At 46.0% G+C, this 24,512-nt stretch carries 17 protein-coding genes, 1 pseudogene and 1 riboswitch; of the genes and pseudogenes, 9 read left to right on the forward strand and 9 right to left on the reverse strand.

Annotation, left to right across the window (positions count from 1 at the left end):
• Positions 1-18: 18 nt before the first annotated feature.
• From rlmA to xthA, 3 genes are read right to left on the reverse strand one after another with little or no spacing between them, the layout of a single operon-like run.
• Entirely contained in the window at positions 19-837 is an 819-nt protein-coding gene (gene rlmA, locus IY568_RS09295; protein ID WP_194867399.1) for a 23S rRNA (guanine(745)-N(1))-methyltransferase, read from the reverse strand.
• Positions 834-1,460 carry an energy-coupling factor ABC transporter permease gene (locus IY568_RS09300; RefSeq protein WP_125563991.1) on the reverse strand — a complete coding sequence of 209 codons (627 nt, stop codon included), beginning with the start codon at positions 1,458-1,460 and terminating at the stop codon, positions 834-836. Before IY568_RS09300 ends, rlmA begins: the two co-directional genes overlap by 4 nt.
• Before the next feature lie 5 nt (positions 1,461-1,465).
• Entirely contained in the window at positions 1,466-2,275 is an 810-nt protein-coding gene (xthA, locus tag IY568_RS09305; RefSeq protein WP_125563993.1) for an exodeoxyribonuclease III, read from the reverse strand.
• Positions 2,276-2,595: 320 nt separating this feature from the next.
• Here xthA and IY568_RS09310 point away from each other — a divergent pair, with 320 nt between their 5' ends.
• Together IY568_RS09310 and IY568_RS09315 are read left to right on the forward strand one after the other, a co-directional pair.
• The gene (locus IY568_RS09310) at positions 2,596-3,030 is read left to right on the forward strand and encodes an exonuclease III (protein ID WP_125563995.1); all 435 of its coding nucleotides are present in this window, start codon (positions 2,596-2,598) and stop codon (positions 3,028-3,030) included.
• Between the two features lie 226 nt (positions 3,031-3,256).
• Positions 3,257-5,923 carry a TonB-dependent receptor plug domain-containing protein gene (locus IY568_RS09315; RefSeq protein ID WP_194867400.1) on the forward strand — a complete coding sequence of 889 codons (2,667 nt, stop codon included), beginning with the start codon at positions 3,257-3,259 and terminating at the stop codon, positions 5,921-5,923.
• Between the two features lie 68 nt (positions 5,924-5,991).
• Here the strand turns inward: IY568_RS09315 and IY568_RS09320 are convergent, their stop codons facing one another.
• From IY568_RS09320 to IY568_RS09335, 4 genes are all read right to left on the reverse strand, one after another.
• Positions 5,992-6,573 (reverse strand): DUF4136 domain-containing protein, encoded by a 582-nt coding sequence (locus IY568_RS09320; RefSeq protein ID WP_125563999.1) that lies wholly within the window; start codon positions 6,571-6,573, stop codon positions 5,992-5,994.
• Between the two features lie 104 nt (positions 6,574-6,677).
• The gene (locus tag IY568_RS09325; RefSeq protein WP_194867401.1) at positions 6,678-9,455 is read right to left on the reverse strand and encodes an ATPase; all 2,778 of its coding nucleotides are present in this window, start codon (positions 9,453-9,455) and stop codon (positions 6,678-6,680) included.
• Entirely contained in the window at positions 9,452-10,003 is a 552-nt protein-coding gene (locus IY568_RS09330; RefSeq protein WP_125564001.1) for a condensin complex protein MksE, read from the reverse strand. Before IY568_RS09330 ends, IY568_RS09325 begins: the two co-directional genes overlap by 4 nt.
• 8 nt (positions 10,004-10,011) lie before the next feature.
• Complete coding sequence (locus IY568_RS09335; RefSeq protein ID WP_194867402.1) at positions 10,012-11,268, reverse strand: hypothetical protein; 1,257 nt, start codon at positions 11,266-11,268, stop codon at positions 10,012-10,014.
• Between the two features lie 157 nt (positions 11,269-11,425).
• On the opposite strand from IY568_RS09335, the gene nhaD reads away from it, so the two are divergent.
• The 7 genes and pseudogenes from nhaD to rdrB all read left to right on the forward strand — a co-directional run bounded on the left by nhaD (position 11,426) and on the right by rdrB (position 22,925).
• Positions 11,426-12,673, forward strand: a complete 1,248-nt coding sequence (nhaD, locus tag IY568_RS09340) for a sodium:proton antiporter NhaD (protein ID WP_125564005.1) — start codon at positions 11,426-11,428, stop codon at positions 12,671-12,673.
• Positions 12,674-12,790: 117 nt separating this feature from the next.
• A riboswitch (Lysine riboswitch) is annotated at positions 12,791-12,964 on the forward strand.
• An 84-nt stretch (positions 12,965-13,048) separates the two neighbouring features.
• The gene (gene lysC / locus IY568_RS09345) at positions 13,049-14,395 is read left to right on the forward strand and encodes a lysine-sensitive aspartokinase 3 (protein ID WP_125564007.1); all 1,347 of its coding nucleotides are present in this window, start codon (positions 13,049-13,051) and stop codon (positions 14,393-14,395) included.
• 90 nt (positions 14,396-14,485) lie between these two features.
• Complete coding sequence (locus IY568_RS09350) at positions 14,486-15,016, forward strand: DUF924 family protein (RefSeq protein WP_194867403.1); 531 nt, start codon at positions 14,486-14,488, stop codon at positions 15,014-15,016.
• Positions 15,017-15,198: 182 nt separating this feature from the next.
• Positions 15,199-16,523: pseudogene (locus IY568_RS09355) on the forward strand (sodium-dependent transporter).
• Positions 16,524-16,763: 240 nt separating this feature from the next.
• Positions 16,764-17,552 carry a hypothetical protein gene (locus tag IY568_RS09360; protein WP_125564012.1) on the forward strand — a complete coding sequence of 263 codons (789 nt, stop codon included), beginning with the start codon at positions 16,764-16,766 and terminating at the stop codon, positions 17,550-17,552.
• A gap of 2 nt (positions 17,553-17,554) precedes the next feature.
• Complete coding sequence (locus IY568_RS09365; protein ID WP_194867405.1) at positions 17,555-20,377, forward strand: hypothetical protein; 2,823 nt, start codon at positions 17,555-17,557, stop codon at positions 20,375-20,377.
• Positions 20,361-22,925: an antiviral RADAR system adenosine deaminase RdrB gene (rdrB, locus tag IY568_RS09370; protein WP_194867406.1), complete on the forward strand. Its 2,565-nt coding sequence runs from the start codon at positions 20,361-20,363 to the stop codon at positions 22,923-22,925. Before IY568_RS09365 ends, rdrB begins: the two co-directional genes overlap by 17 nt.
• Positions 22,926-22,997: 72 nt before the next feature.
• On the opposite strand, the gene IY568_RS09375 is transcribed toward rdrB, so the two are convergent.
• Entirely contained in the window at positions 22,998-23,975 is a 978-nt protein-coding gene (locus IY568_RS09375) for a 2-hydroxyacid dehydrogenase (RefSeq protein WP_125564017.1), read from the reverse strand.
• A complete protein-coding gene (locus IY568_RS09380) occupies positions 23,941-24,456 on the reverse strand; it encodes a glutathione peroxidase (protein ID WP_125564019.1) in 516 nt (171 codons plus the stop codon). Before IY568_RS09380 ends, IY568_RS09375 begins: the two co-directional genes overlap by 35 nt.
• Positions 24,457-24,512: the final 56 nt, after the last annotated feature.

Raw genomic sequence — 24,512 nt, forward strand, 5'->3', positions numbered from 1 at the left:
TTTTTTGTTCTAAAAGGATTAATCAGTCAACTGTTCAGATTTTTGATAGCGAGTGATCAGAAAAGAAAACGTCACTTCATGGAAGTTTGCCTGCTCTAATGTCTGGTAATGGCTTTCTTTAAACTTCCACGCAAAAGGCGTCATTTTGATCAAGTGCTTAATGACGTCTGTTGAGACTTTATGCGTCTGTTCGAGGTGCTCCTGAACTACTTCAGTAAAGCCCTGTGGGCAATCCGGTGCGTCATGTAATCTCACTTCATCGTAAATATGTGTTTTAAGCTCGTACAAGTGCTTAGGACCAGGGCTGACAACCAGCAACTGGCCATCAGGTTTGAGTAAACGGGCCATTTCATCAGCAAATACCGGCGCAAAAACACTCAGCAACACATCTGCTTCATGTTCCACAAACGGTGCATCTTTGATCGAAGCAACGCTGAACTGGACCTGAGGGTAGCGTTTTGCCGCATAACGGATAGCCGGTTTTGAGATGTCTACACCAAATACCTGGCTGGTTGCAGGCAGGGCGTTGGCAATTGCCAGGGTATAAAAGCCCTCTCCACAGCCCATATCGATAACAGATCCACAGGGCAGCGCGGCTATGGTGCGCGCCAGATGAGTTTGTAAAAATTGATAGTGCTCGGTGGCAAAAAAGTTTCGCCGAGCCTGAACCATATCCAAATTATCACCCGGCTGACGGGATTTCTTAAACTGGACCGGGAGGAGATTAACATACCCTTCTTTCGCTACATCAAATTGATGATTGTGCTCACAATGCAGCGTTTTGTGTTGCTCAGCCAAAGGCGCTGAGCAAATGGGGCAGCGATAATGTAGCGTCATTTATCTAAGTAATCCCTATCATAAAAAGTTTTAACCCAGTGTGGGCGGTAAGTGATCAGTAAGGTGATGGCCATGCCATTAAGCATGGCTTCCGGGAACCACATGATGATCGCATAAAAGATATAATTGTCGACCAGCACAGGCCAGTCATAAAGGCCGATACTCAGGTAATATAGTGCACTTATCGCTATTTTACTGGCTGCAACCAGGCCTCCGCACAAAAATGCACAGACAAAGATATAGACAAAGAAATGGCGATTGAGAAAGTGATAACAGAGTAAAAACAGGCCGTAGCTGAGGTAAACCGGAAGTAGCGCGGTAAATAGCCAGAATGTCCACAAGTTATCGATGGGCATGGGGCCAAAGAAATAACTGAGCAAAGTTGCGAGCGTGGTGGATAACAGGCCCATATGCCAACCGAGCGTGAGAGTTGCTGCAGTGATCCCCAATATATGGATGGACAGGTGTGGCAAGATGCCAGCCTGGATCTGCCACAGCAACGCCAGCACCAGAGCACATGCGAGTACGCCGGTTTGTCTTGCCGGTGTTTGTAGCAATGCCTGGTACTGCTGTTTGTTGAAGCTCAGGGCGAATAAGCCCATGGCCATGAGTGCTGTGAACATGTCAGTTACAGGTCAAAAGTCGCCCAGATTGGCGCATGATCTGATGGTTTTTCGATACCGCGCAGCTCATAGTCGATGTCACTTTCAACACATTTGGCCATCAATGGCGCAGTGGCAAGGACAACGTCGATGCGCAGGCCGCGGTTGTCGTCAAACCCTTTAGAACGATAGTCAAACCACGAGTACTTTTCGCTTGCATCCGGTGTTAGCTCACGGAAAGTATCTTTCAGGCCCCAGTCGAGTAAGGTTTGCAGCCATTCACGTTCTATGGGCTGGAATGAACACTTGCCCGTTTTTAGCCAGCGCTTACGATTAGGTTCACCGATGCCAATATCCAGATCGACAGGAGAAATATTAATGTCACCCATTACAATTAAATGCTCACTGTTATCGGCAGTGTTTTCCAGGTGGGTCATCAAATCCACATAAAATTGACGTTTATACGGAAACTTGGTTTCGTGGTTAATGTTGTCACCCTGTGGGAAGTAACCATTCATAACCGTAACATCTTCACCGCTATCGCTTTCAAAGGTGCCGATTATCATGCGCTTTTGTGACTCTTCTGTGTCTGTTGAGAATCCCTTTTGGATCTGTTTAGCCGGCTTTTTTGAGAGCAGTGCTACACCATAGTGGGCTTTTTGACCGTGAAAATAGACGTGGTAGCCCATCGCTTCAACGTCAGCAACTGGGAAGGCTTCATCATGGACTTTAATTTCCTGCAAACCGATGACATCAGGTTGATGCTTGTCGATCAGAGCCTGGAGTTGATGCAGGCGGGCACGCAGACCATTTATATTGAATGAGATAACTTTCATAGTTGTTGTTCTTTAATGTGCAGAATAAAGTGATGGTAAGTCTATCACTTATGTCTGCGTGAATGGAGAGGGTAGTGCGATTTTACATTGTTAGTAATTGGGCTTGAAGACAGCTTATCTGTGGGTGTTATTTGCGTTCCATAAAGCGGTATTTATGATGCGTTGATTTGTTAATGAACGCGAAAATTGTAACCGCTTTAAAGCGCCTGATTAGGGAGTTGTGAATAGGCTATTAAATGATCAGGAAAGTTTGTTTTTACCATTTACACGGAATATCTTGTATATATAATGCGCACCAATTCGTTCATTTGGGGTAAATTATGTTTAAGTCTCTCTCTCTTGTTACACTGATCTCGATTGCATCTTTTTCTGCTTCTGCTGGCGCACAGGTTGTGAGCGGTAATGCATCACCAGAATCTAAAGTATGCGCTATCGCGGCAGAGCAAGGTCTGAGTGCTGCACGTGCGTATGGTTCCAAGCACGGTGTATTCGTATCACGTTTTTCCAAAACACTTGAGTGTAACGGCGAAGACATTCGTTCATTTGCCAAGCAAGTTAAAGCTGAGTCGGCGAATGAGCAAGCAAAAGTAAAGCTTGTGGCTAAAAATGGAACGGTTGCAACTGAATTATGTCTTAAGGCGGCTAAAGAGGGACTATCTAGCCTGGATAAATACCGTCATCAGGCTCGTAACCTGAAGTGTAACGATGTACCTGTTAAGCAGTTTATTAAAAATATCAATAATACTGCTATCTAAATATTTGCTATCAATGCAACTAAAAGCCCGGCCTGGTATGCCGGGCTTTTTGATCTCAGCGAAAAATTCACTCTTGGGCCGTGAAAATCTAGTGTTTGCTTAATCTATAACCTTTTTTGTTTTTTTAAGTTTGATGTTTTGTATTTATGTGTTCTTAAGTTGTTTTCTGTGTGTTATAAAATATTTGCAATTACAAATATAATTAACACTATGGAGAAGAGGAAGAATGAAAAAGGGGATTACACTCACTGCACTGGCAGTTTCAACAGTACTTGCAGGTAGCCTACAAGCAGCGAAGGCTGAAGAGGGTGAAGTAGAACGCATAGAAGTTACAGGTTCGCATATCAAGCGCTCTGATATGGAAGGACCTTCGCCAGTACAAAGCATCTCTGCGGCTGATCTGGCCGCAACAGGTTCAACCGACCTGATAGGTGCGTTACAAAAGTTGCCAGTCGCAGGTACTGGTACTTTTAGTACACAAGGAAACTCGAGTGATGATACGGCAAACGGTGGCTCCAGCGTTGCGCTTCGTGGGCTTGGGGCATCATCTACTTTGGTATTGATTAACGGGCGACGGGTTGCGGTCAGTCCGTTTGCAAAAGACATTGAAACGTCATTTGTTGATTTAAACACTATACCGGTTTCAGCAGTAAAGCGTGTTGATGTGTTAAAAGACGGGGCATCGGCAACCTATGGTTCAGATGCGGTTGCGGGGGTGATTAACATTATCCTGCGCAACGACATCGATGGTTTTGAGGTGGCGGCTAAAATTTCTGATACCTCAGACGGTGGCGGAGAAGAGCAAAATTTCACTTTATTATGGGGTAACTCAACCAGTAAAGGTCATCACAACTTTACGCTTGACTACTTTAAGCGCGGCGATATTTTTTATTCAGACAGAGATTATACGGCAACGGCTGATCAGACTTTCCGGGGCGGTAATAACTCACTGAGCTCGTCTGGCTTCCCTGGCAGCATTGAAGTAGTACGCAGTATGTTGACAGATGAGCAGTGGGAACGGCTGCCAGTAGTGCGTACCGAGGATGATGGTACTCAGGTTCGTCAAACTTTGTTCGCTGACGAGTGGGGAAATGATGTTTGCCCGGCTGATATGATCATAAACGAAGTTTGTCGTTATGATTACGCACCACATATGAGTTTAGTGCCTTCAACTGAGCGAGTTACTTTTAACTATAATGGTGTACAGGAGATCATGGACGGTGTTGAAGGTTTTGCGGAATTTTCAGCGCAACATGCCTCAACCTTTATCCAGGGGGCCGGTAGCCCAAGCTTTACGGAGCTGAATATGGCAGGTGATAACCCTAATCACCCCTTAGCTGATCAGCCCGGTCATTACCTGCATGGTGTAGATATCTCAATGCGCCGTCGTACCGTAGACATTGGTAACCGAAAGAAAGACGTCGACTCAGAATACTATCGCGCTGTGATGGGTATGCGAGGTCAGTGGCAGGACTGGGAGTGGGAGTTTGCGTATTCCGCGATTCGTTCCAGTGCTGTCGAAAAAGGCTTCGATGGTTTCCCGAACAAATTGCGTGCCCAGCAAGCAATTGATACAGGGCTTTGGAACCCGTTTGAACCCAGCACGAATACACAGGCAGGGTTGGATTTCTTTGAGACCACTACAACGCGTTACGGCTCATCCACTATGCAGTCATTAGACGGTACTATTTCTGGTGAATTGTTTGAATTTGGGGATGGTTATGTGTCGGCGGCATTTGGTTTTGAGCACCGCTATGAAAAAATTGAAGATAACCCGGATAGTCAGTATATCCGAGGAGAGATCTTTGGTACAGAAGCCACTCAGGCGAATGGTGACCGCGATAATACCGCAATATTCGCGGAATTCAGTGCCCCGTTACTGGAGAACTTAGAGCTTCAACTTGCACTACGTCATGAAGACTATAGCGATTTCGGTAATACGACCGATCCTAAGGTGGCATTTCGCTGGACGCCCATCGATTCTGTGGTAGTTCGCGGCTCCTGGGGAACAGCATTCCGTGCACCTTCGCTTGTTCAGTTACATCTGGGCCGCACTGATGAATCACCAAGCGTGATTGATAAAGAGCGTTGTAAACAAACAGGTGATGATGCCGATTGTTCACCGACTGAATATACAGCAATCGTCGCAGGTAATAAGCAATTGCAGCCAGAAGAGTCGGAAAACTTCAATCTGGGCGTGATTTGGCAGGCGACGGATACCTTCAGTATTGGCGTGGACTATTGGAACTATGATCAGGAAGATTTGATTAAGAAAATTGGTGCTCAGAAATTGGTTGATTGTTGTGGTACCGATCCGAATCTGGTGGTGCGTGCACCGAATCAGGGAAGTACCTTAGGTCAAATCCTGACAATCAACGATACCTTTGTGAATATTGGTGGCCGAGAAACGGATGGTTTAGATCTGGACATCGAATATTTGCTGAATACGTCTGATATGGGTGAGTTCCGCTTCAATTACAATCTGACTTATACGCTGAATTTTGAAGAGCAGTCATTGGAAAGTGATGACGCCGGTAATACCAGCACCGTCGTAGAAGATCTTAATGGTGAGTATCAGCACCCGAAATACCGCTGGACAGCAGGGGTTGATTGGTCAATGGATGACTTTGTTGCCAACCTGAGTTTCAATTATGTCGATAAGAATTTAGATCTGGCAGACAGCAATGGGAACAAGTATGAAATTGACTCCTGGACGACGGTTGATACCAGTGTCAGTTATGTCGGTTACGACAAACTAACAGTAACCTTAGGTGCGTCAAATTTGTTGAATGAAGAGGCGCCGCTGGCTCCATCTGAGTCGATGGGGATTGATAACAAAACCCACAGTGCTCTGGGTCGTCAGGCCTACCTGAAGTTTGGTTATAAATTCTAACTGAACCTGGTTTGGACATTATATAGCCGGTGATATCGTACAGATAACACCGGCTTATGAATGATGATTTAGTGCTGGATTTCAGGTGGGAAGTTAGCCAGGATTTCAGCAACGGTTTTGTTAATAGACTCGGTACGTTGCTCCGGCGTTTGTTTAGCACGTATTCTGCTTTCTTTGGCACCGCGCCAGACCAGCTGATTAGAAGTGCGGTCAATAATGTCTACCACAAGTGTGCCTACCTTGTACTCTCTTGCTGTCGTATGGTGGTCTACGCCCCAACCCCAGTAGCTCCAACGCGCACCATAGCTGACTTTAAAAGTATCCACTTCCAGTTTTTTATCAACTGCGACATGATAGTTGATCAGTATATCAGCCACTGTGGCATCAACCAGCTTGAATCCCTGATTTGCCATTTGCTCAGTAATGGCATTACGAATGCGTTTTTCCATTAACCCGTTGATCTGATAATTTTGCGGCCGAGCTTGCAGGCTGGCTTCTGCTGACCAGGCATAGGTTTTGTAGTTTGTAAATTCAACAGACTTGTCGTAATCCCAGTCCGGGGTGGTGCCACAGGCACTGAGCATCAGTAAACTTGCCACGACGGCAAAGGTCCTGGTGCTGACAAGGTATTTTTTAAATTGGTTCAGCATGGTTTACTCCTTAAAAACAAAAAATCTAACGCTTACCTTAGTATACGACAGTTAAAGCACGAAGATCATCACAAAAAAGGGCACTCAATTGTGCCCTTTTGATATTAATTGTGTTCGACTTCGATCCAGTCTTTTTCGTCAACCCAGTTCTGGCTGCCCTGATTGACGCTGCGGATCGGCACCAGATAATCACAGCTTATTTGCGGTTTAACCGAGGCGAAAATCGGCACAAAGCCAAAGCTGAGGGCGGTTTCGATGATCGCCTTTTGGTTCTGCGGGTCAATATCGGCTGCTTCATCAATATAGATGGGAATGCGATACATTGCCTGCTCCTGATCTGACAGTAAGTAACGGATAAACAACATACCGCACAGGAGTTTAATGGTGATCCGAGTACCATTTGAGCCGGCAGAGTCAATTTTGTCAAAATGCTCCGTATCGCCAGCGCGGTTTACCACTTCAAAGCGAATATCAAATAGATCGGTGAGTGTTAGACCAGCTTTGTCGCTGGCTAGCTTGATAATGTGATCTTTGGCTTCGTTGACTGCATTGCTGTCGGCGGGTTGCTCGCTGAGCAAGTCAAAGCTTTCACCTTGTTCGTATAAGTCGGATGTTGCGATGATGGTATCTATACTCTCAACTAGCATCTTTCTTGGGATCACGTTGATCTTAAATGCCTTGAGGTTTGAGATGCGATGCTGACTGATCCCTTTATTAAAGCTGTTCATTTCCCGGCGCAGGCGATCTAAGTCTTCACGCAGACCTTTGATGGTTGCGGCGACTTCAGTGAGTGCTACCCGGGCCTGACGTTCAACTGCATCACGCTCATTATCTATGTTGTGATAGGCGCTGATGAGCTTAGCGTATTTGGTCGCATCGTCTGTCTCGTTGTCGAACTTAGTAATACCGGCGTTGTAGATGTGCAGGTAAGTATTGCGCACATTGACATCCAGGTTACGTAGTTCCTGACAGTCTTTGTTAAATTGATGGATCACTTCGGCCAGGTTGTCGAAGTCCAGCTTAATCTCAATCGGGTAAGGTGTTTGTTTGCCACTATATAAGTCAAGCGAATGATCGATGCGTTCAGACTTTACTTGCTTCAGGCGATCCGCCTGGCGCAGGATCAGATCTTGCTTGCTCTTGATAATAGAGCGGCGATCTGAAATTGACCCGGCATTACGTTGCACATCCTGTAAATAATCGTCTACCTGCTCGCGCTCAGCTTGTAGCTGTTCCTGTAATGCCTGCTGGGCTTCAGCCGACTGTGCCATGGTCTGAAATTGCTCAAAGCGCTTTAATGCCGCTTCGGTGGCCATTAGTTCATCGTAGAGTGCATCACGCTCTTGTTGTTTTTCGGCCACATTGGCAGATACTTCGCGCTGTTGTTTAAGTTCTAGCAGTGACTGTTGCAGTGCGTCCAGCTGCGCCTGTAGCTGGGTTTTGTTTTCGCCGCTTTGCATTTGCACCGGTGCCAGCTTTTTAAGCTTAATGGTGGCACCGGGCAGCTTAAGTTCACCGCCTTTGACTGCCGCAGATAATTGCGCAAGGAAGTCGCCAAAAGCGTCGTCATCACTGATCTCTACTTCGCCTTTCCCTGTAGTGGCAAAAGACAAAATATCTGGGTTCAGAATCCGAGAGATCTCTTCTACTTCTTTCAGTGACAGGTCTTCACGCATGCGGGTAAAGAGGTTGAATTCCAGGTTTTTCAACTGAAGTTTCAGACTCTTGACTTGCTTTTGCGTTTCGCCAATACGGTAGTCCAGTGTGTGGAGGCTCTGGCCTTGTGCACTGTTTATCGAGAACGACAGCTGTTCGTACTCTTTTTTCAGTAGCGTCAGGTTGGTTTTTAGCGTTGCATAGTTGGTGAGCTCGAACTCAGATTTGAGCGCGTGGTAGTCAGTAAACCATTGCTCTATCTGTGTTTGCTTTCGCTCGATATCACGTGACTGTTGCACATAGAGCTGTTGCTTTTCCTCAAATTCGCGTTTTTCCTGCTCAATATTCTCAAGTTGATCATTGAGTTCGCTAATCTGGCTCTGCTGATACTCATCGAACTCCACTATGGCTTTATCGAGCTTAGGTGCGTAGGCGGCAAGTTTGCCTTTGAGGGTCGCTTCGCCCTCAATCATTTGTTCCAGCGCGGCAATGGGTTCCTGCATGGACTCCAGGGCATTCAGCTCACGGCGAGAGCGGTTTACTTTATCAAACGCACGGCGCCACACTTCATAAAAGTCGACTTTGGAGTTGGACATATGACGCTCAAAGACTTTGAGCATAAAGCGTTTGACATCATGGGCACCCAGTTTATGCAGGTTCAGAATTCGGCGGAAGATCTCTTTGTATACCGCGGCATCCTGGACGTTGTTCAGCGGGATCATCTTGAGGTTGATGTCACCATCGTACGGCGTTGCTCCACCCGTCAGCAAGGCATTCAGTTCGGCCGCTTTAAGCTCAACGGGCTTAAAGCCTTGTTCCTGCAAGTGATTAAACAACTTGGTGTATTTAATGATGCTTTTTCCCTGGGTAAAGTCATCCAAGTTGAGTTTGCCGTTATAGCAAAAGAACTGGTGCGCATAACCGGCAATTTTGCCTAACCCTGCAACGCCGATGACGACGTCTCCATGAGGCAGATTCGCTTCTAGCAGAATGTAAGACTGATCACTTGAAAAGTAGAACTTGCGGGTTTCTTCCAGGTCGTGACCATCCCACTCGGTCAGGCGTAAATCATTGATAAGCGGGAATTGCAGCGCATTGATCACTGAACTCTTACCTGTGTTGTTTGGGGCACAGATAGAGGCACTTTTATTCAGCGGGATCACACACTTGGCATAGCCTGCGGTGTTGAGCAGGGCGAGTTTACTGAGACCATACAGCTTGTTCATACTTCTTCCTCAAGTGTGTCGTAGTTATCTTCGTTCACTTCCATCAACGCGTCGATATAGCGATATATCGGTGCCAGCAGCGAGAAACCTTGCTCTACTTCGCGAGCCAGGCCCAGGCGAACCATACGCAGGCACACGTCTTTGCGAAGATCGGACCCTGAGAAAATCTCAAGCTGATCAAACAGATGTTTATTAAGTTGAACCAGAGTCTGCATTAGCTCTAAATCCAGTACTTCGTCAAACAAAGCACGTAGCGGGTCTTTACCTTGGTTGGCAAAGTGCTCGATCAGGATAAAGACAGTCAGGGCAATGGCACGGGAGATCTTCCCCATGTTAGGTGTGCTTTCATCGCTGGCCAGATAATAGAAGCCACGACTGTCGTGTTGTAGGTCGTGGCCAAGGGCGCTGAACAGTGCCTGATACGACTCTATGTGTTGATCCAACTCTTGCCACTGTGTCGTGTCCTGCTCGCTGATATGATAGCCACTGACCAATTTCTTATTGATCGCCTGTAACTGACTGAGTTCGTCTAAATTAATGTGTGTCATGGTATGTACTAATTCTGGTTATCTGATTGCTTGTCCGTTGCACTGAACGGATAAAGTCGAATGCGGGTATTGGCGATTTGCATTGTCTGTTGTTGCTCGTCTTGGGCGATATCGAGTTCTGGATCGCTGATCAGCTTTTGGTACAGGAACAGCATTTCATCCGCTTCCAGTGCCGGATATTGATCACTCAAAAAGCTAAGCAAGGCGGTACGCTTTTTACCGGACCCTTTAAACGATTTACGCACGTCCGAATAATCCGGAATATTGGGGCTTTGATATGCAGGCACATCCTGCTGATCCGGCAATTGATATTCCTCGTGTTCGAACTCGCTAAGGCTGGCCATATAAGCCACCATATGACGTTGCTGACCCAGGCTGAAACGCTGTATGTCTGAGACAAAGTAGGGCTGCACCGGGCTGAGCATACGATCAACGCCATTTTTACGGACCAAGCCCAGGACTTTTGCCGCCTGGCGGGTAATGAGTGTGTTGCGTCTGAGTTCTTCGCGCAGTGGCATCAGCATATCGGCACTTTTACCTAAGCTCTCACGCCCGATCAGGTGCATATCGAGGATCCGGGTACGCAATTGCTCGAGCATTCGTTTGTCCTGTGCACCACGGCCAAGTTGTTCGATTTGCGCGATCTGTTCACTGATCTGATGCTCTATAGTCGTAAAGCAGGCTTGGAAGGGCCCGTGGATATCGACCATTTCCAGCATTGGCTCGATATATTCATCAAATGCTTCAATCACGGCGCGATAGCGTTTCTGCAAAGACAGATTACCTTGATCTGATTTGGCCTGTTCCACCAGGTTCATGATGGCACTTTCATTATGATGATACAGCTTGACGATTTTGCGCACGCGCTCATCCATAATACGACTAAAACGACGCAGCTCACTGTGATCACCTTCATCGCCTGCCTGGGCCAAGCGCTGTCCCAGTCGTTGCAGATCTTTAACTAATACTGTGATTTCTTCAGCCAGGCCAAGGTGTTCTTCCTGCAATAAAAAACTAGCGAAGTCGGCCACGGCTCGGTTAATTTCGAGTTGCGATGATTTGGCCAGAGGAATAATTATTTCCTGGTTTAGTAACCGATTGGTTTCTCTATAAATACGTTCACTTGACCAGTTTGGGTTTTTCAATTTGATGATGTTTTGCACATCTTTTAGGCTGAAATCGGCCATCTTAAAGCGTTTAAAAAGCAGCTCCAGGACGCCCCAGTGTTCATTCAGCGTATTTAATACTTTTTTGGCTGGGATCATAGCTTTCCAGTGTGTATCAATTTTGTGACGGTATCAGGTAAGAAAATTGTCATAATGTGTAACTACTCATGGCACAGTGTGCTGCTAAGTGTTAGACTCCGCGCCGATTACGTTACTCTTCACAATTTTTACTTTTAATTACAGGTTGTTTACGCATATGGTCACGCCCATTATCCTAACCCTGATAGCGGTCGCTTTTGTGCTTATCGTTATAGAGGATATTATCCATGTAAACAAGGCCAAAACGACCCTTTTTTTTGGCACTTTATGTTGGATTATCCTATTTATCTCTCCGATCCATGGCGAAAGCTCAGAAACTATACAACATCGGCTCGATCACAACATTCTGGAAATCGCCACATTGTGGTTATTCCTGATGGCTGCGATGACCTTTGTTGCTTACCTTAATTCCAAAGGTTTTATACAAAACATTGTGCATCGTGTGATGCCAACTCAGATCAGCGAACGTAAAATGATGTTCCTGGTTGGCGGTTTTGCTTTCTTGTTTTCTTCGATTTCTGACAACATTACTGCGACACTTATCTCGCTCGCTGTGGTCATGTCACTCAAACTCGACCCAAAAAAGCTGATTAAGTATGCCACACTGATCATCTTTAGTGTTAACTCAGGCGGTGTATCGCTCATCACCGGCGATGTCACGACACTGATGATTTTCCTGGCTGGCAAGGTCACCATTCCCGATCTCCTGCTGCTGGTTGCGCCTTCGATTGTCAGTGTGTTGCTGCTGGCTACGCTGTTGTCCATTGGCATGAAAGATCAACTGGTATTCGAAAAGCAAGCACTGCGTCGGATAGAGAAAACGGACATTACGATTGCCGTTATCTTTATGACTACCGTACTCACCACGCTGTACCTGAGCGTGCAATATCAAGTCCCACCTATGCTGACTTTCCTGTGTGGCCTGTCGGTGATGTTTTTGATGGCGCAGTTTCTGATGCGCAAGAAAGACGTCAACAAAAAGATCATCGATTATATTCGTGAGATAGAGTACGACACTTTGCTGTTTTTCGTCGGTGTATTGTTGCTGGTTGGGGCACTGAAAGAGGTGGGTGTCCTGAATATGTTTACCCAGTTGTATGAATTCATTGATCCTCAGTATGCCAGTTACCTCGTTGGCCTGATGAGTGCTGCGGTAGATAACGTACCTCTGACGGCTGCGTTGTTAAAGGCGGACATTGTCATGAGCCCTCAGCAGTGGCTGACTTTTACTTATGCAACGGGTGTCGGTGGCTCCATGCTGATTATCGGCTCTGCCGCGGGGATCATTGCCATGAGTAAAGTAAAAGCACTAACTTTTACTAGCTACTTAAGAATGAGCCTGTACTTGTTAATTGCCTATACGGCGGGCTATGCGGGCGCCTATTTTATGGGGCAATTTATTTAAATTTTGGTGACAGGGACAATTTTGTGCTTGACACCTAGACGTCTAAAAGATACCTTTTTCAAGCCCGCTTAAAATGCGGGCTTTTATTTTGCCAGGATTCAGTTAAACCCCGGCAAAATAAACAGAAGAGGCGCGATGCTTAGGTAGCTGATGTGAGGTGACGATTACCCGTGACCATCAGTGAGGGAAGTACTCGCCGAGAAAAGTCAGGTTGCGTCAGCGTGATTTTTCGGTCCTTGAGGTTGAATCCTCGGGACTGTCACCGTTTTCAGGTGGAGAGCTTCTGGCAGAGGTCATTTCTTTATGGTTAGTCCATCCTATTGCCAAGTTCTCCTTATTGATGTTGATCACCCAGTGTGATCCCAAGGAGATAAAATGAATTCCCAGTATGTCGTTGCTAAATTTGGTGGCACCAGTGTTGCAAACTTCGAAGCCATGCAGCGATGCGCCACGATAGTCCACGATGATCCGAATGTCCGTGTTGTGGCCGTGAGCGCGAGCGCCGGTGTGACGAATCACCTGGTAACCCTGACGCAGCAAAAAGTCGACGCAGAGGCACGCCAGGCACTGTTTCAGTCTGTTATGGATATTCAACAGAGTATTCTGGCATGTCTAACGCTCGATGCTGATCTGGAAGCGGGGTTTAATGCAACACGGGATGCCTTTCACGCACTTGCTCAATTACCTGCGCTGGATGCACAGCAGTGTGACGAAATGCTGAGTTTTGGAGAGCGCTTTTCATCTTATCTGTTTACTCAGGTACTGAGAGATTTAGGGGTCGCCTGCAGCCGATTTGATGTGCGACAGGTGCTTAAAACGGACCGCCAGTTTGGTAAGGCAGTGCCAGATATTGACGCAACACGTGAAGCCGCCGAGGCTCATTTAATCCCCTTATTGCAGGAGCAGGTGGTGGTCACGCAAGGGTTCATAGGCAGTGATAATCAGGGACAAACCACCACGTTGGGACGTGGCGGATCTGATTACAGTGCGGCGCTACTGGCTGAGGCAATTGCAGCACGCAGTGTACATATCTGGACGGATGTCGTAGGTATCTTCAGTACAGATCCGCGTTTGTGCCAAAAAGCGCAGCCAATTGCCCGGCTGAGCTTTGATGAAGCCGCAGAAATGGCAACCTTTGGTGCTAAAGTGCTACATCCTGCAACGATATTACCTGCCAGCCGCAGCGGAATATCAGTGTTTGTGGGCTCAAGTAAAGACCCGCATGCTGGTGGCACCTGGATTGAAAAGAACAACCGCTCGGAACCTGGGATCCGTGCAGTTACACAACGTAAGAATCAGATCCTCTTAACACTGAAGAGCCCGGAAATGCTACTTGCAAGTGGTTTTCTGGCACGTATATTCACCATTCTGAGTGCATATAATATTTCGGTTGATTTGGTAACCACTTCTGAGATTAGCGTTGCATTGACGCTGGACAATGCGCCAAATGCCGCACGCCCCGAGCTGGCGCAGGCTTGCCTGGATGAGCTGGGAGAGTTTTGTCAGGTCAGTGTCGAAAACAATTTGACACTGGTGGCTATGATAGGCTCTGAGATCCAGCTGCGTCATGGTGAAGCGAGTCTGATGCAGGTACTGGCAGATTTTAATATTCGCCTGATCTGTCACGGTGCAAGTCGCCATAATCTGTGCTTTTTGGTTGAGCAAACGGAATCGGATGCAGTTGTGCAGGCGATCCACAGCCGATTACTGGAAGCGGCATAAGATAGGGAACTGGTAAGTCAGACTGGACACTTTATCGGGAGCGGGTAATACTCGCTCTGATACCGAAATCAATTACTCACAGGTGTGTCCATGGAATATCAGGAAATTTATCAGTTCTGGTTTGTCGAATGTCAGGAACAGGATTGGTGGCAAAAGTCGATACAGTTCGACAATAAAATCACGGCGCGGTTTGCCCACATACACCAGCAGGCTGTGGCCGGAGAATTGGCTGAATGGCGAAAGACTGCGGTGGGCGCGCTGTGTGAAATCATTGTACTCGATCAGTTTTCGCGCAATATGTTCCGCGACACGCCGGCAGCGTTTGCCAGCGATCCGCTGGCTTTGTGTTTAGCGCAGCACGCCGTTGAAAAAGGGTTTGATCAGCAACTAGAGAAAACCCAGCGCACCTTTTTGTATTTACCCTACATGCACAGTGAAAGTCTGAGCGTACATCAGCAGGCGGATGCCTTGTTTAAATCATTACCAAACTATGAGTTTGAGCTGGCGCATAAAAAAATCATTGAACAGTTTGGCCGTTACCCCCATCGCAATGCCATTTTAGGGCGTGAGTCGAGCGCTGAAGAATTGGCTTTTTTGAAAACCCCTGGTTCGAGTTTTTAAGCTTTGCTGAGCTGTGCTTTCGAGCTTGCTGTACCAGGTTAAGGCCGACAGGCCAGCTCTGTTCTGGGGGCATAACCCTTGTCACTGTTGGCTGTTCCGATTTGCCCGAACTGACACTCGCAATTTGTTTACAAGTGCGTATAATCGCCAGTCTACAACAATAATTAACTTGGCATTCGATTATGGCTCAAGTGCGTGAAGGTTTTCAAAGCCGTCTGGGCTTTGTGTTAGCGGCAGCCGGTGCGGCAGTCGGACTTGGTAATATTTGGGGATTTCCCACTCAGGCAGCGAACCACGGTGGTGGCGCGTTTTTGCTGGTCTACTTTATCGTCATATTCTTACTGGCATTACCTGCTTTGTATACGGAGTTGTATCTGGGTCATCAGGCGCAAGCCAACCCCGTGAAAGCGCTCAAGCAGGCGTGGCAGGAAAGGCAGCCTAAAATCGGTGCGTCTGCAGGTTACATCGGTCTTGCCGGTGCCATTGTTATGCTCAGTTTCTATTCTATTGTTGCTGGCTGGATGTTGGCGCATTCTCTTGAGCCGCTCGCACGTTTGGCTGGCTGGGATGCCGCCAGCCAATTTTTGTCGGGTGATTCAACCTTACGGAACTTTATCTTTACCCCTTTGATGCTGCTGTTGACCGCTGCGATTATTTTGCAGGGGGTGAAATCCGGAATTGAGGCCTGGTCTCGCCGTTTAATGCCGCTATTGCTGCTGTTGCTTGTTGCCTTGATTGCTTACATGGGCACGTTAGAAGGCGCTGCGGCAGGCTTCAAAGCCTATCTGGTGCCAGACTTCAGCAAAATTGGTGATCCTGAATTAATCATTGCAGCAATGGGGCAGGCATTCTTTTCTTTGTCCCTGGGCGTAGGCTGCATGATGATTTATGGCTCTTATCTGAAACCAAATGAGAACCTGCCTAAACTGACTTTCAGCGTGGCAATGCTGGATACTGGCGTAGCATTTCTGGCTGGGCTATTGATCATCCCGGCTTTGTTTATCGCTCAGAACAATGGGGTTGAAGTTTTTCAAAATGGTAAACTGGTTGGCGAAGGTAGGCTTATCTTTGCGATTCTGCCAGAGTTATTTGCGACCATGGGCGAGATTGGTTTATTCGTCGGGTTGACTTTCTTTGTGCTGATGTCGATAGCGTCGCTGACTTCAACCATTTCATCCACCGAAATTCCGGTGTCATTTTTGGTCGAAAACCACGGTTTCAAGCGCTCACAGGCAACTTGGATGGTGACTCTGGTGCTGTTCGTCTGTTCAGGCACCATTATCATGAATTTTGATTGGTTATTTGGTCTGGTCATACAGGTATTCACCCAATATCAGCTGCCATTGATGGGCCTGTTCTACTTTATTACTGTCGGTTGGATATGGCGTCGTGGTAACCAGCTTGCTCTGGAGTGCAGTGGAAAAATGTACTGGTTTGCCCAGTATGTGCGCTTTGTTTGCCCGGTGCTGATGACTGCGTCTTTGCTAATGTAGCGTTCTTTAAGTAACAGTGGCAAATTGAGCTCTGAATAGCCCGGTATTGCCGGGCTTTTTTGTATTTAAACACATAGGGTTAGTGTTTTATTCAATCGAGTAGTGACCAATTCAACCGCACGCTAGAAACAAATGCAACTTTGATCGCGATTAGTTGCTAAGCCGCTTCAACCTGTATATCTTGTGACGTTAATGTATCAATTTGATGAATCTTGTTTATCAAATTGATGTGTATTCATAGGAACAAGGATAAGATGGAAAACTGTGTAGTCAGCGGGAGGCTTCCCCCAAAAAGCCCTCAGGATCCGGTGATTAGTGAAATTAACTGGTTTATCAACAACATTTATCAGCCCGCATATCTCAAATATCAAAAACTTAGCAAGTTGACCCGCACTATCAGTGCAAACTCGGCCATTCTTGCTTTTGTATTTTTGAGCTATTTTGGGCTGAATGCGGCATTCCCAAAGCTCAACCTGTTTGCGATACAGACACTCCATGATGGTTATGATCTCAACATGGCCATTGTGTTAGGCCTGCCCGTATTTCTCGTCGCATTGATAGTGTGTACACGTCAAAAGTTGCACCTGCGCCATCTTTGCTTAGCAATAATTTTAGGCCCAAGATACAACCCTAAATTTGCATATCGTAAAGAGAATTTGCTTCATACCTTACCCTTTTTGCAAGTTGTTTTGTTTTTGTCATTGTTCCTATTTTGCTTTACACCGCAAATGGTTGCGGTTGCGGGAATAATAAACGTGATTATCTTTGTTGGCACTTATATGGTTAATCGGCTGTTCGGATATACCTCTGCAACGACGCGAAATCAAATCATGATTCATAACCTTAAACGATTGCAGCGAGAGTATGAAATAGCGAGCTTTAACTGTGGCAGGTTTGAGCTGGAGCGCGTGCAGGCAGACGCGTTTGCGAGTTTATTCCAACTGGAAAAAGACAATGTAGCGCGACTGGATAAAGAGATCATGGGTGACCATTACAAAGTCCATGACAGCGCATTTAATATCATTAAAGGGTTAAGGAAGTAGTAATGAGTGAAGGTTATGTGTTTGATTTAAACCGGGCTGAATTCAATGATGATTTTAGTTCGTCAACTGGCAGTGGAGAGCTTTGGCAGGTATATGCCAGGCAACAGCTGGTTAGTAACTTAACCGCGATTTTAAATGACGCAGAGCAGTATGGAAGAGGCAGGGCAGTTAACCCAAGGGAAACCTGGTTATCGCACAATGCAATTCTGGTTACCAGCCCCAGGGGCTCAGGAAAAACGGTGTTTTTGCGCAATTGCGAAGCAATGTGGCGTAGTGAAAACAGTGATAAGAAAGACGCTCTGTTGTTTCTTGACGTGATAGACCCAACCATGTTGATGGCACAAGACTCCTTTGCAAATGTCATCGTGGCGCAAATATATCAGGCAGTTAACAACAAACTTGAACGCTCTAATTGCTGCGATGAGCAATCCCGAAATGATCGCGATGACTTCCACCGCCGATTAAAAAAGCTGGCAGATGCGATGGGTAAAACCTGTGAATTTAACGGCGCAATCGGGATAGACAAAATCCTGAAATATAGCTCGGGTATTCAGCTGGAAAGCTACTTTCACTTGTTTGTTGAATCAGCCATAAAAATATTAGGCTGTAAGGCCATTGTGGTTTCAATCGACGATGTAGATATGGCAATGGAGCGGGCTTTTGAAGTGGTTGACGACGTTAGGCGTTTTCTGGGCTGCCCTTATTTGATCCCGATAGTCAGTGGTGAAATTAAGCTGTATGAGCATATGACTCAGAAGCACTTTGATGACAAAGCCTATGACAATCGCTGCCAGGACACAAAGCTGACGGACAAAGGCAAGGAGCTGAGTGAACATTTAACTATGGCTTATCTGACCAAGGTCTTTCCTTCGCCAATGCGAATTAATCTGTTCTCGGTGGAGCGCCTGCTCAATAAAATGCAGCTCAAATATGGACCAGACAGTGCGCTCAGCATTTCATATCTGGATTATCAGGAAAGCGTGCTCAATCAGTTTTACTTTCTTTGTCGCAACCGTGATGCCAGGAGGAACTGGACCATGCCGGAGTCGGCCCGGGAGCTAACCCAGCTGGTTCGCTCTTTGCCGCCAACATCACTTGAGCAGTCTGAAAAGGATGCTGATATCAGCAACCAGATTGTGCTGTACAACAATTTTAAAAATTGGGCCATGCAGAAGAAAAATGGCGAAGCCCTGGTCTTTGCCGAGTCTGCTTTGTCGTTACTACACGACAGCGAAACGGTCTTTGATATTCGCAAAATTCTGGCATTTAATATCGCGCAACAGAGTGATACGAGTCTTTATCCATGGGCAAAGTATGACGTACTGGAAGAACAGAGAGAGAAGCTTGGAGAGTTATTTAAGCAGGGTGGGGAAAAGTTAAAAAACAAAGAGCTGCTTGAGAGTGCTTTCGGTGACGTAACGAAAGCTAATAGGTGCTCTTTAAAATCAATGCCCCCATTGGAGTTTTTAGTTGATAAGCTATACATAACACAGAAAACTATCAACGAAGCGAGCAGTTTTGGTGAAGAGTATAAGTTAGAGAACGAAGGGTTGATAGAAGCAGCTTGTCAAAATGGATTGTATAAAAAAACAGGTGGCAATAAGTCAGGTTTGATTTATAAAAATGAAGATCTAATTTTGGATATTTATACGGAGTCTAGTTTCTACTCAGCTCTTTCTAACACATATAGGTATGTTTTCTTTAGTCGAGCTTTTGAGCTTTTGGTCTACTCGCTTACCTGTCAAAAAGATGATGGGGCACTAATTAATGATGTTCACAACATATTAACAAGAAAGCCATTTTATAGTTTGCCAAGTTTAGTTGATACGAAAATTGCACTTGAAGGTGAGGATTATGAAGGTGTTGATGAGCACAATACTCTCACAACGAGTACTTTAGTAATATGTACTAAGATACGGGAGTGGCAGGATGAAAACAAAGAGCTGCTAACAAAACTAAAGGATTATAAGTTAGTTCCCTTTCTATCGTATTGCTTCAATAGTACATTCACCGCTATGAATGTTGTCAAGTCAAATTATGGGAATAATAAGTTGCCAAATGAGCATTTGACAGACATGGTTGTTCGCTTTAAATATAATGTTATAAATTCTATTATTCGTAGTGGTATTTGTGGTGAGGCAATCTATGCAAATGTTTTAGTTGGTGCTAAAGCTTCAACTGTCCGAAAAGAGCAGGATATAGCGAAATATGAGCGCGTTTATCAAAGAAATATAAAAATACTAACGCAAGAGTACATGGCGGAAAAGGGAGGTGCTGCAAAAGAAAAAGATATTAATTTTCTGACACTATTAAACAATGCGGTTGTGAGTAACCCTATATTTACTATTTGTACTGTTGTGAAAGGTGAAACTATACCTTTGCTTAAATTGGGCAGTGGGTTGAGAGGAACGCATTTAAAACAAAAGGCATACAAGCCAAGCAATGACGATGATGTTGAAAAGGTTCGCTATAAATCATTGGAAAACTCTTTGGATTTTTTAGCCTCATTTTTACCTGAAAGAACTAACCCGAAAAGAGTAGTAGAGTCATTGGAATATATTCTGCTTACGCTTATAGATGATGGAAGGATTAAAGCAGAACACACAATTATCGATATTTTAAAGCACTCTTTAAGTGTGAAAAGTAATTATAGTAATAGCGAGCGAGTTGGTTTATACCGTAGACTACTAGGTATTAAATCTGCGATATATGAACTCGGCCATGAATTTTTTGATTCCGAAGTGTTTGAGCAGCTAGACGAAAAATTACAAAATCTAATTAGAGCAATTCTAAAGCTGGATCTGGGCGATGTTCAAGGTAACTGATAGCACCGCGGTGCTGGCGGCGTTTTTATCCTCCGACAGGTTGGTGTTGCCAGATATATTACCGGTAAAGTCACGTGTTCACGATATTGAATTGCTTACTCAGGCAATCCTCGATTACCAGCCTTATGTGCATCGTAAGCTGCGTACAGATGATGTACAGGCGATGATAAGTTTGTATCAATTATCAAACGGCAATACCACGCTACGGCCTTTGTTGTCGTCATTGGCAAACGAGTATCTGGACTGGCAGGGCAACTGTTTTGTTGTAAAACCGCAACGCTTGAGTGACTGGCTAGCTTTACTGTCGTTGCTTGACGGCAGCTGGGTCATTGCCCAGGCCTATGCGGATCTGCACGTCAATTTTGAGTTCTCGGTGTCTGAATTAGCGCATTGTATTGAGTCATTTCAGTGCCCATTTGCACTGCCAAGGCGAATGAGTAAGTCGTTTGCTGACAATCACGTGCATCTGGGTGGGCATGGTTATCTTGGCCCAAGCTTACTGAGCTTTTGCCTGTATGGCGCTGAAATTAAAAACAAGTTTCACTGGCCTGTAAGACCTGAATACACTGTGTATGAAAGTGGTTACTTAAATAAACAAGATATTGCTACTCAGTGCTGCCTGATTGGCGACGCGCTAGCTCATGGTGTATTTACCAATGACAAAACCATTCAGTATCGTGACAACACCACATCGGGCGATAAGTTTGAGCACAAAACGCTGGATGCGATTAAGTGTTACGAAGCAGAGACAGCGCCACAGCAATTTATTGCCAAAGCCACTTGTGAGTCTCAACCCTCGGCAAAGCGCTGGTTGTTGTACTTAACTGGACTTCTGGTGGAGTCACGCATCGAGTCAGGATCTTTGCTTTTGCTCGCGCGTCTGACAAATATTTTGCGAAATTATATGCTGGTGTCGGGAGTCGGTTTATCTCAGTTTGTTGAGGTGTCTAGATTTGGCGCTCGATATCAGCGAGGCGAAAGCCATACGCTTGGCGCTGGTGTTGTGAATGAATCACTCGAAGCTGACCTGGATAAGGGGGTGATGCGAGAGTTCAGGACAACACCCAACACTTTACTAAAAGGGAAAAATCAAAAAATAAAGCCCGATGCATTTTTTGCCTCGCTAAAGCAGTTGTATCTGAACTCGTTTGCCGAAAATACGCACTTTGTGTTGCACTTTACGCGTTCGGGCAGCCGAGAAGACAAACTTCAGGAAGCGCGTCGTCATGCCCTCAGACAGCAGACGGAACTATTACAGGACTTTACGCATTCGGTTACCTTTTCTGAGCAAGAGTGTGAGACGATATCAGGACTTGCGAAGTTTACATACCTGGACCTGCGCAAAGCGATCCGTGGTTTTGATGTGGCTGGAAATGAAAACGAGTTACCTGTGGAAGTTTTTGCGCCAGCACTGCGGGTGCTGCGTGATAGTAAATATCCAACTCAGGGTGTGAAGTTTAATCGCTTACCTAAACCATTTATTACAGTCCATGCTGGAGAGGACTTTAGTCATCTTTTATCTGGTATGCGAGCAATAGATGAAGCAGTCGTATTTTGTGATTATGGTGTGGGCGACCGATTAGGTCATGCACTGGCCATGGGTGTTTGTCCTAAAAAGTGGGCCAGCAGGCAAGACAGGGCCTATCTGTCCGTGGGTGAGCATTTAGATAACTTAGTCTGGTGCCATCAAAAGGCCCTGTCGGTCATTCAATCTGTACCTGAGATGGTCGGTGTGTTGCCTCTGTTGCAGGAGAAAATCCACTATTGGAGCGAGTTCCTGTATGGCGAAGCCCAACCACCCAAACGTTTATACGATGCCTGGTTGCTCAGGCGCAATTGTCCCATCATTCTCAAATCAGATACGCAGCAGGCACTTAAATTGCCTGAAGTTGGACAGTTTGACCCGAGATTGAGCGGCTGGGTTATGGACTTTGGTGCACAATCAAAAGTGGCAGGCCATACAAAACATATACAGCTTTGGGAGAAGTATCTGTTTGCAAACCGAGACCCTGAATTTAGTCAAAGAAGAGGTACGCTGTTAAGCGTAGGCTGTTCCGCTCAGCAAAGTGCACAAACCTTTGGCTTTAGTCATGGCCGGTACTTTGACTCCGTATCTGCGGCAGAACTGACGCTCTACGAAGCCATTCAGGATTGGCAGATGGAACACTATGCCGCTTTAGGTATCGTCATCGAAGCCTGTCCAACGTCTAACATCTTTATTGGCCGGTTTGAGCATTACAAAGAACACCCTATCTATCGTTGGGATCCACCGAATAAAAACTGGTTAAAAAAGGGAGAAAAATTTAATCAGTTTGGGTTACGAAAAGGCCCGGTAGCAGTTTGCGTCAATACTGATGACGCGGCACTTATGCCAACTACCATAGACAACGAGCACCGGATCCTTGAGCAGGTCGCGGTACATGATTATGAGGTAGGTGCAATGGTTGCCGAAGACTGGGTAGAGCGAATAAGGCAAAGAGGTTTGGAGCTGTTCAGACAAAATCACCTGGACTGGTTCAGTGAGGCTGACAAAACAGCGCTGACGTAACGCTGTTTTATTATCACCACACCAACTCTATTTAACTGCGCAGAAGAGCTGGTGTGGTGAAGAATGAAATAATCAAACCTGATTTTCCAGCGTCTGCCCAGTGCGAATGGCGTTTAGGTTAGTCACTGTGGTGTGGGCGATTTCGGTTAAGGCTTCTTTGGTGAAAAACCCCTGGTGTCCGGTAATGAGCACATTCTGAAAGCTGGCCAGGCGCATAAAAACATCGTCCTGAATCACTTCATCACTGCGGTTTTTAAAGAACAGTTCAGATTCCTGCTCATACACATCCAGGCCAAGGTAGCCGAGCTTTCTGGATTTCAGCGCGCGGATGCAGGCCTTGCTGTCTACCAGAGCACCGCGGCTGGTATTGATCAGCATTACACCTTGCTTCATTTTGTCAAACGCAGCGTCATCGATCATGTGATGCGTGGCATCTGTGAGTGGGCAATGCAGGGTAATGATGTCGCTTTGCTCAAGCAACATATCTAATGATACTTGCGTATAAGAGCCTTCCCCGATATTTGGGTCGTAGACCAGCACATGCGCGCCAAAGCCGTTGAGAATGGCCACCAGAGCCTGACCAATTTTACCACAGCCGATGATACCGACGGTTTTGTTGTGCAGGTTAAAACCCAGTAAGCCGTTGAGGTCAAAATTATCTTCACGTACCCGGTTGTAGGCTTTATGGGTTTTACGGCTCAGTGTCAGCATCAGGGCAATACAATGCTCGGCTACGGCTTCAGGACTGTATGCAGGGACACGTACTACTTTGATCCCCAAGGCGTGCGCTGCCTCTATGTCGACATTGTTAAAGCCTGCACAGCGTAATGCAATACTTTGAACACCTAACTCAGCCAGTTCGGCTAACACATTGGCATCAACCTGATCGTTCACAAACACGCAGATGGCATCGAACCCCTGCGCCAGTGCAACAGTCTTGTCGTTTAGTGCTTGCTCAAAAAATTCAAACTCAATATCAGGAAACTGGGTAAGTGCATGCTCAAAAAATGGCAGCTCATACTTTTGCGAACTGAATAGGGCGACTCTCATTGGACACTTGACTCTCTATAATCGATTTTAAGGTTTCGGGCTTTGTCCTGGGCGCATAGCGGGACAATAAAACGCCCTCTGAGTTTACTAAAAACTTAGTAAAATTCCATTTAATAGCGCGGTTTTGCGCGATCCCCCGTGTATTTACCTTGAGGTAATTAAAGAGTGGGTGAGCATCCGGACCGTTCACCAGTATTTTTTCTGAAATGTGAAAGCTCAGATTGAAGTGCGACTGGTAAAACTCCCTTAGCATTTCGTTTTCCAGTGGCTCATTGCGGCCAAACTGATGGCAGGGAAAGGCAATAATCTCTAATCCCATAGGGTGGTACTTTTTGTATAACTTTTCTAATGCGCTCAGCTGCGGTGCAAAGCTACATTTACTGGCAATGTTGACGATCAACACGGGTCTGCCTTGTAAGGATCTGAGTGCCAGCGTCTCGCCGTTAAGTAGTTTCACGCTGAAACGATAAATGTTCTCCATCCTGTCAGGCTCCTTGATGTTTTTTCTTTTTAATCACTTGATTCATAGCTGGTATT

The organism is Pseudoalteromonas sp. PPB1, assembly GCF_015356275.1.
In the GTDB taxonomy this organism is placed as follows: domain Bacteria; phylum Pseudomonadota; class Gammaproteobacteria; order Enterobacterales; family Alteromonadaceae; genus Pseudoalteromonas; species Pseudoalteromonas rubra_D.

Bases quoted from the DNA above. Each gene is read 5' to 3' on its own strand.
- rlmA (WP_194867399.1), bottom strand. From the start codon at position 837: ATGACGCTACATTATCGCTGCCCCATTTGCTCAGCGCCTTTGGCTGAG.
- IY568_RS09300 (WP_125563991.1), bottom strand. From the start codon at position 1,460: ATGTTCACAGCACTCATGGCCATGGGCTTATTCGCCCTGAGCTTCAAC.
- xthA (WP_125563993.1), bottom strand. From the start codon at position 2,275: ATGAAAGTTATCTCATTCAATATAAATGGTCTGCGTGCCCGCCTGCAT.
- IY568_RS09310 (WP_125563995.1), top strand. From the start codon at position 2,596: ATGTTTAAGTCTCTCTCTCTTGTTACACTGATCTCGATTGCATCTTTT.
- IY568_RS09315 (WP_194867400.1), top strand. From the start codon at position 3,257: ATGAAAAAGGGGATTACACTCACTGCACTGGCAGTTTCAACAGTACTT.
- IY568_RS09320 (WP_125563999.1), bottom strand. From the start codon at position 6,573: ATGCTGAACCAATTTAAAAAATACCTTGTCAGCACCAGGACCTTTGCC.
- IY568_RS09325 (WP_194867401.1), bottom strand. From the start codon at position 9,455: ATGAACAAGCTGTATGGTCTCAGTAAACTCGCCCTGCTCAACACCGCA.
- IY568_RS09330 (WP_125564001.1), bottom strand. From the start codon at position 10,003: ATGACACACATTAATTTAGACGAACTCAGTCAGTTACAGGCGATCAAT.
- IY568_RS09335 (WP_194867402.1), bottom strand. From the start codon at position 11,268: ATGATCCCAGCCAAAAAAGTATTAAATACGCTGAATGAACACTGGGGC.
- nhaD (WP_125564005.1), top strand. From the start codon at position 11,426: ATGGTCACGCCCATTATCCTAACCCTGATAGCGGTCGCTTTTGTGCTT.
- lysC (WP_125564007.1), top strand. From the start codon at position 13,049: ATGAATTCCCAGTATGTCGTTGCTAAATTTGGTGGCACCAGTGTTGCA.
- IY568_RS09350 (WP_194867403.1), top strand. From the start codon at position 14,486: ATGGAATATCAGGAAATTTATCAGTTCTGGTTTGTCGAATGTCAGGAA.
- IY568_RS09360 (WP_125564012.1), top strand. From the start codon at position 16,764: ATGGAAAACTGTGTAGTCAGCGGGAGGCTTCCCCCAAAAAGCCCTCAG.
- IY568_RS09365 (WP_194867405.1), top strand. From the start codon at position 17,555: ATGAGTGAAGGTTATGTGTTTGATTTAAACCGGGCTGAATTCAATGAT.
- rdrB (WP_194867406.1), top strand. From the start codon at position 20,361: ATGTTCAAGGTAACTGATAGCACCGCGGTGCTGGCGGCGTTTTTATCC.
- IY568_RS09375 (WP_125564017.1), bottom strand. From the start codon at position 23,975: ATGAGAGTCGCCCTATTCAGTTCGCAAAAGTATGAGCTGCCATTTTTT.
- IY568_RS09380 (WP_125564019.1), bottom strand. From the start codon at position 24,456: ATGGAGAACATTTATCGTTTCAGCGTGAAACTACTTAACGGCGAGACG.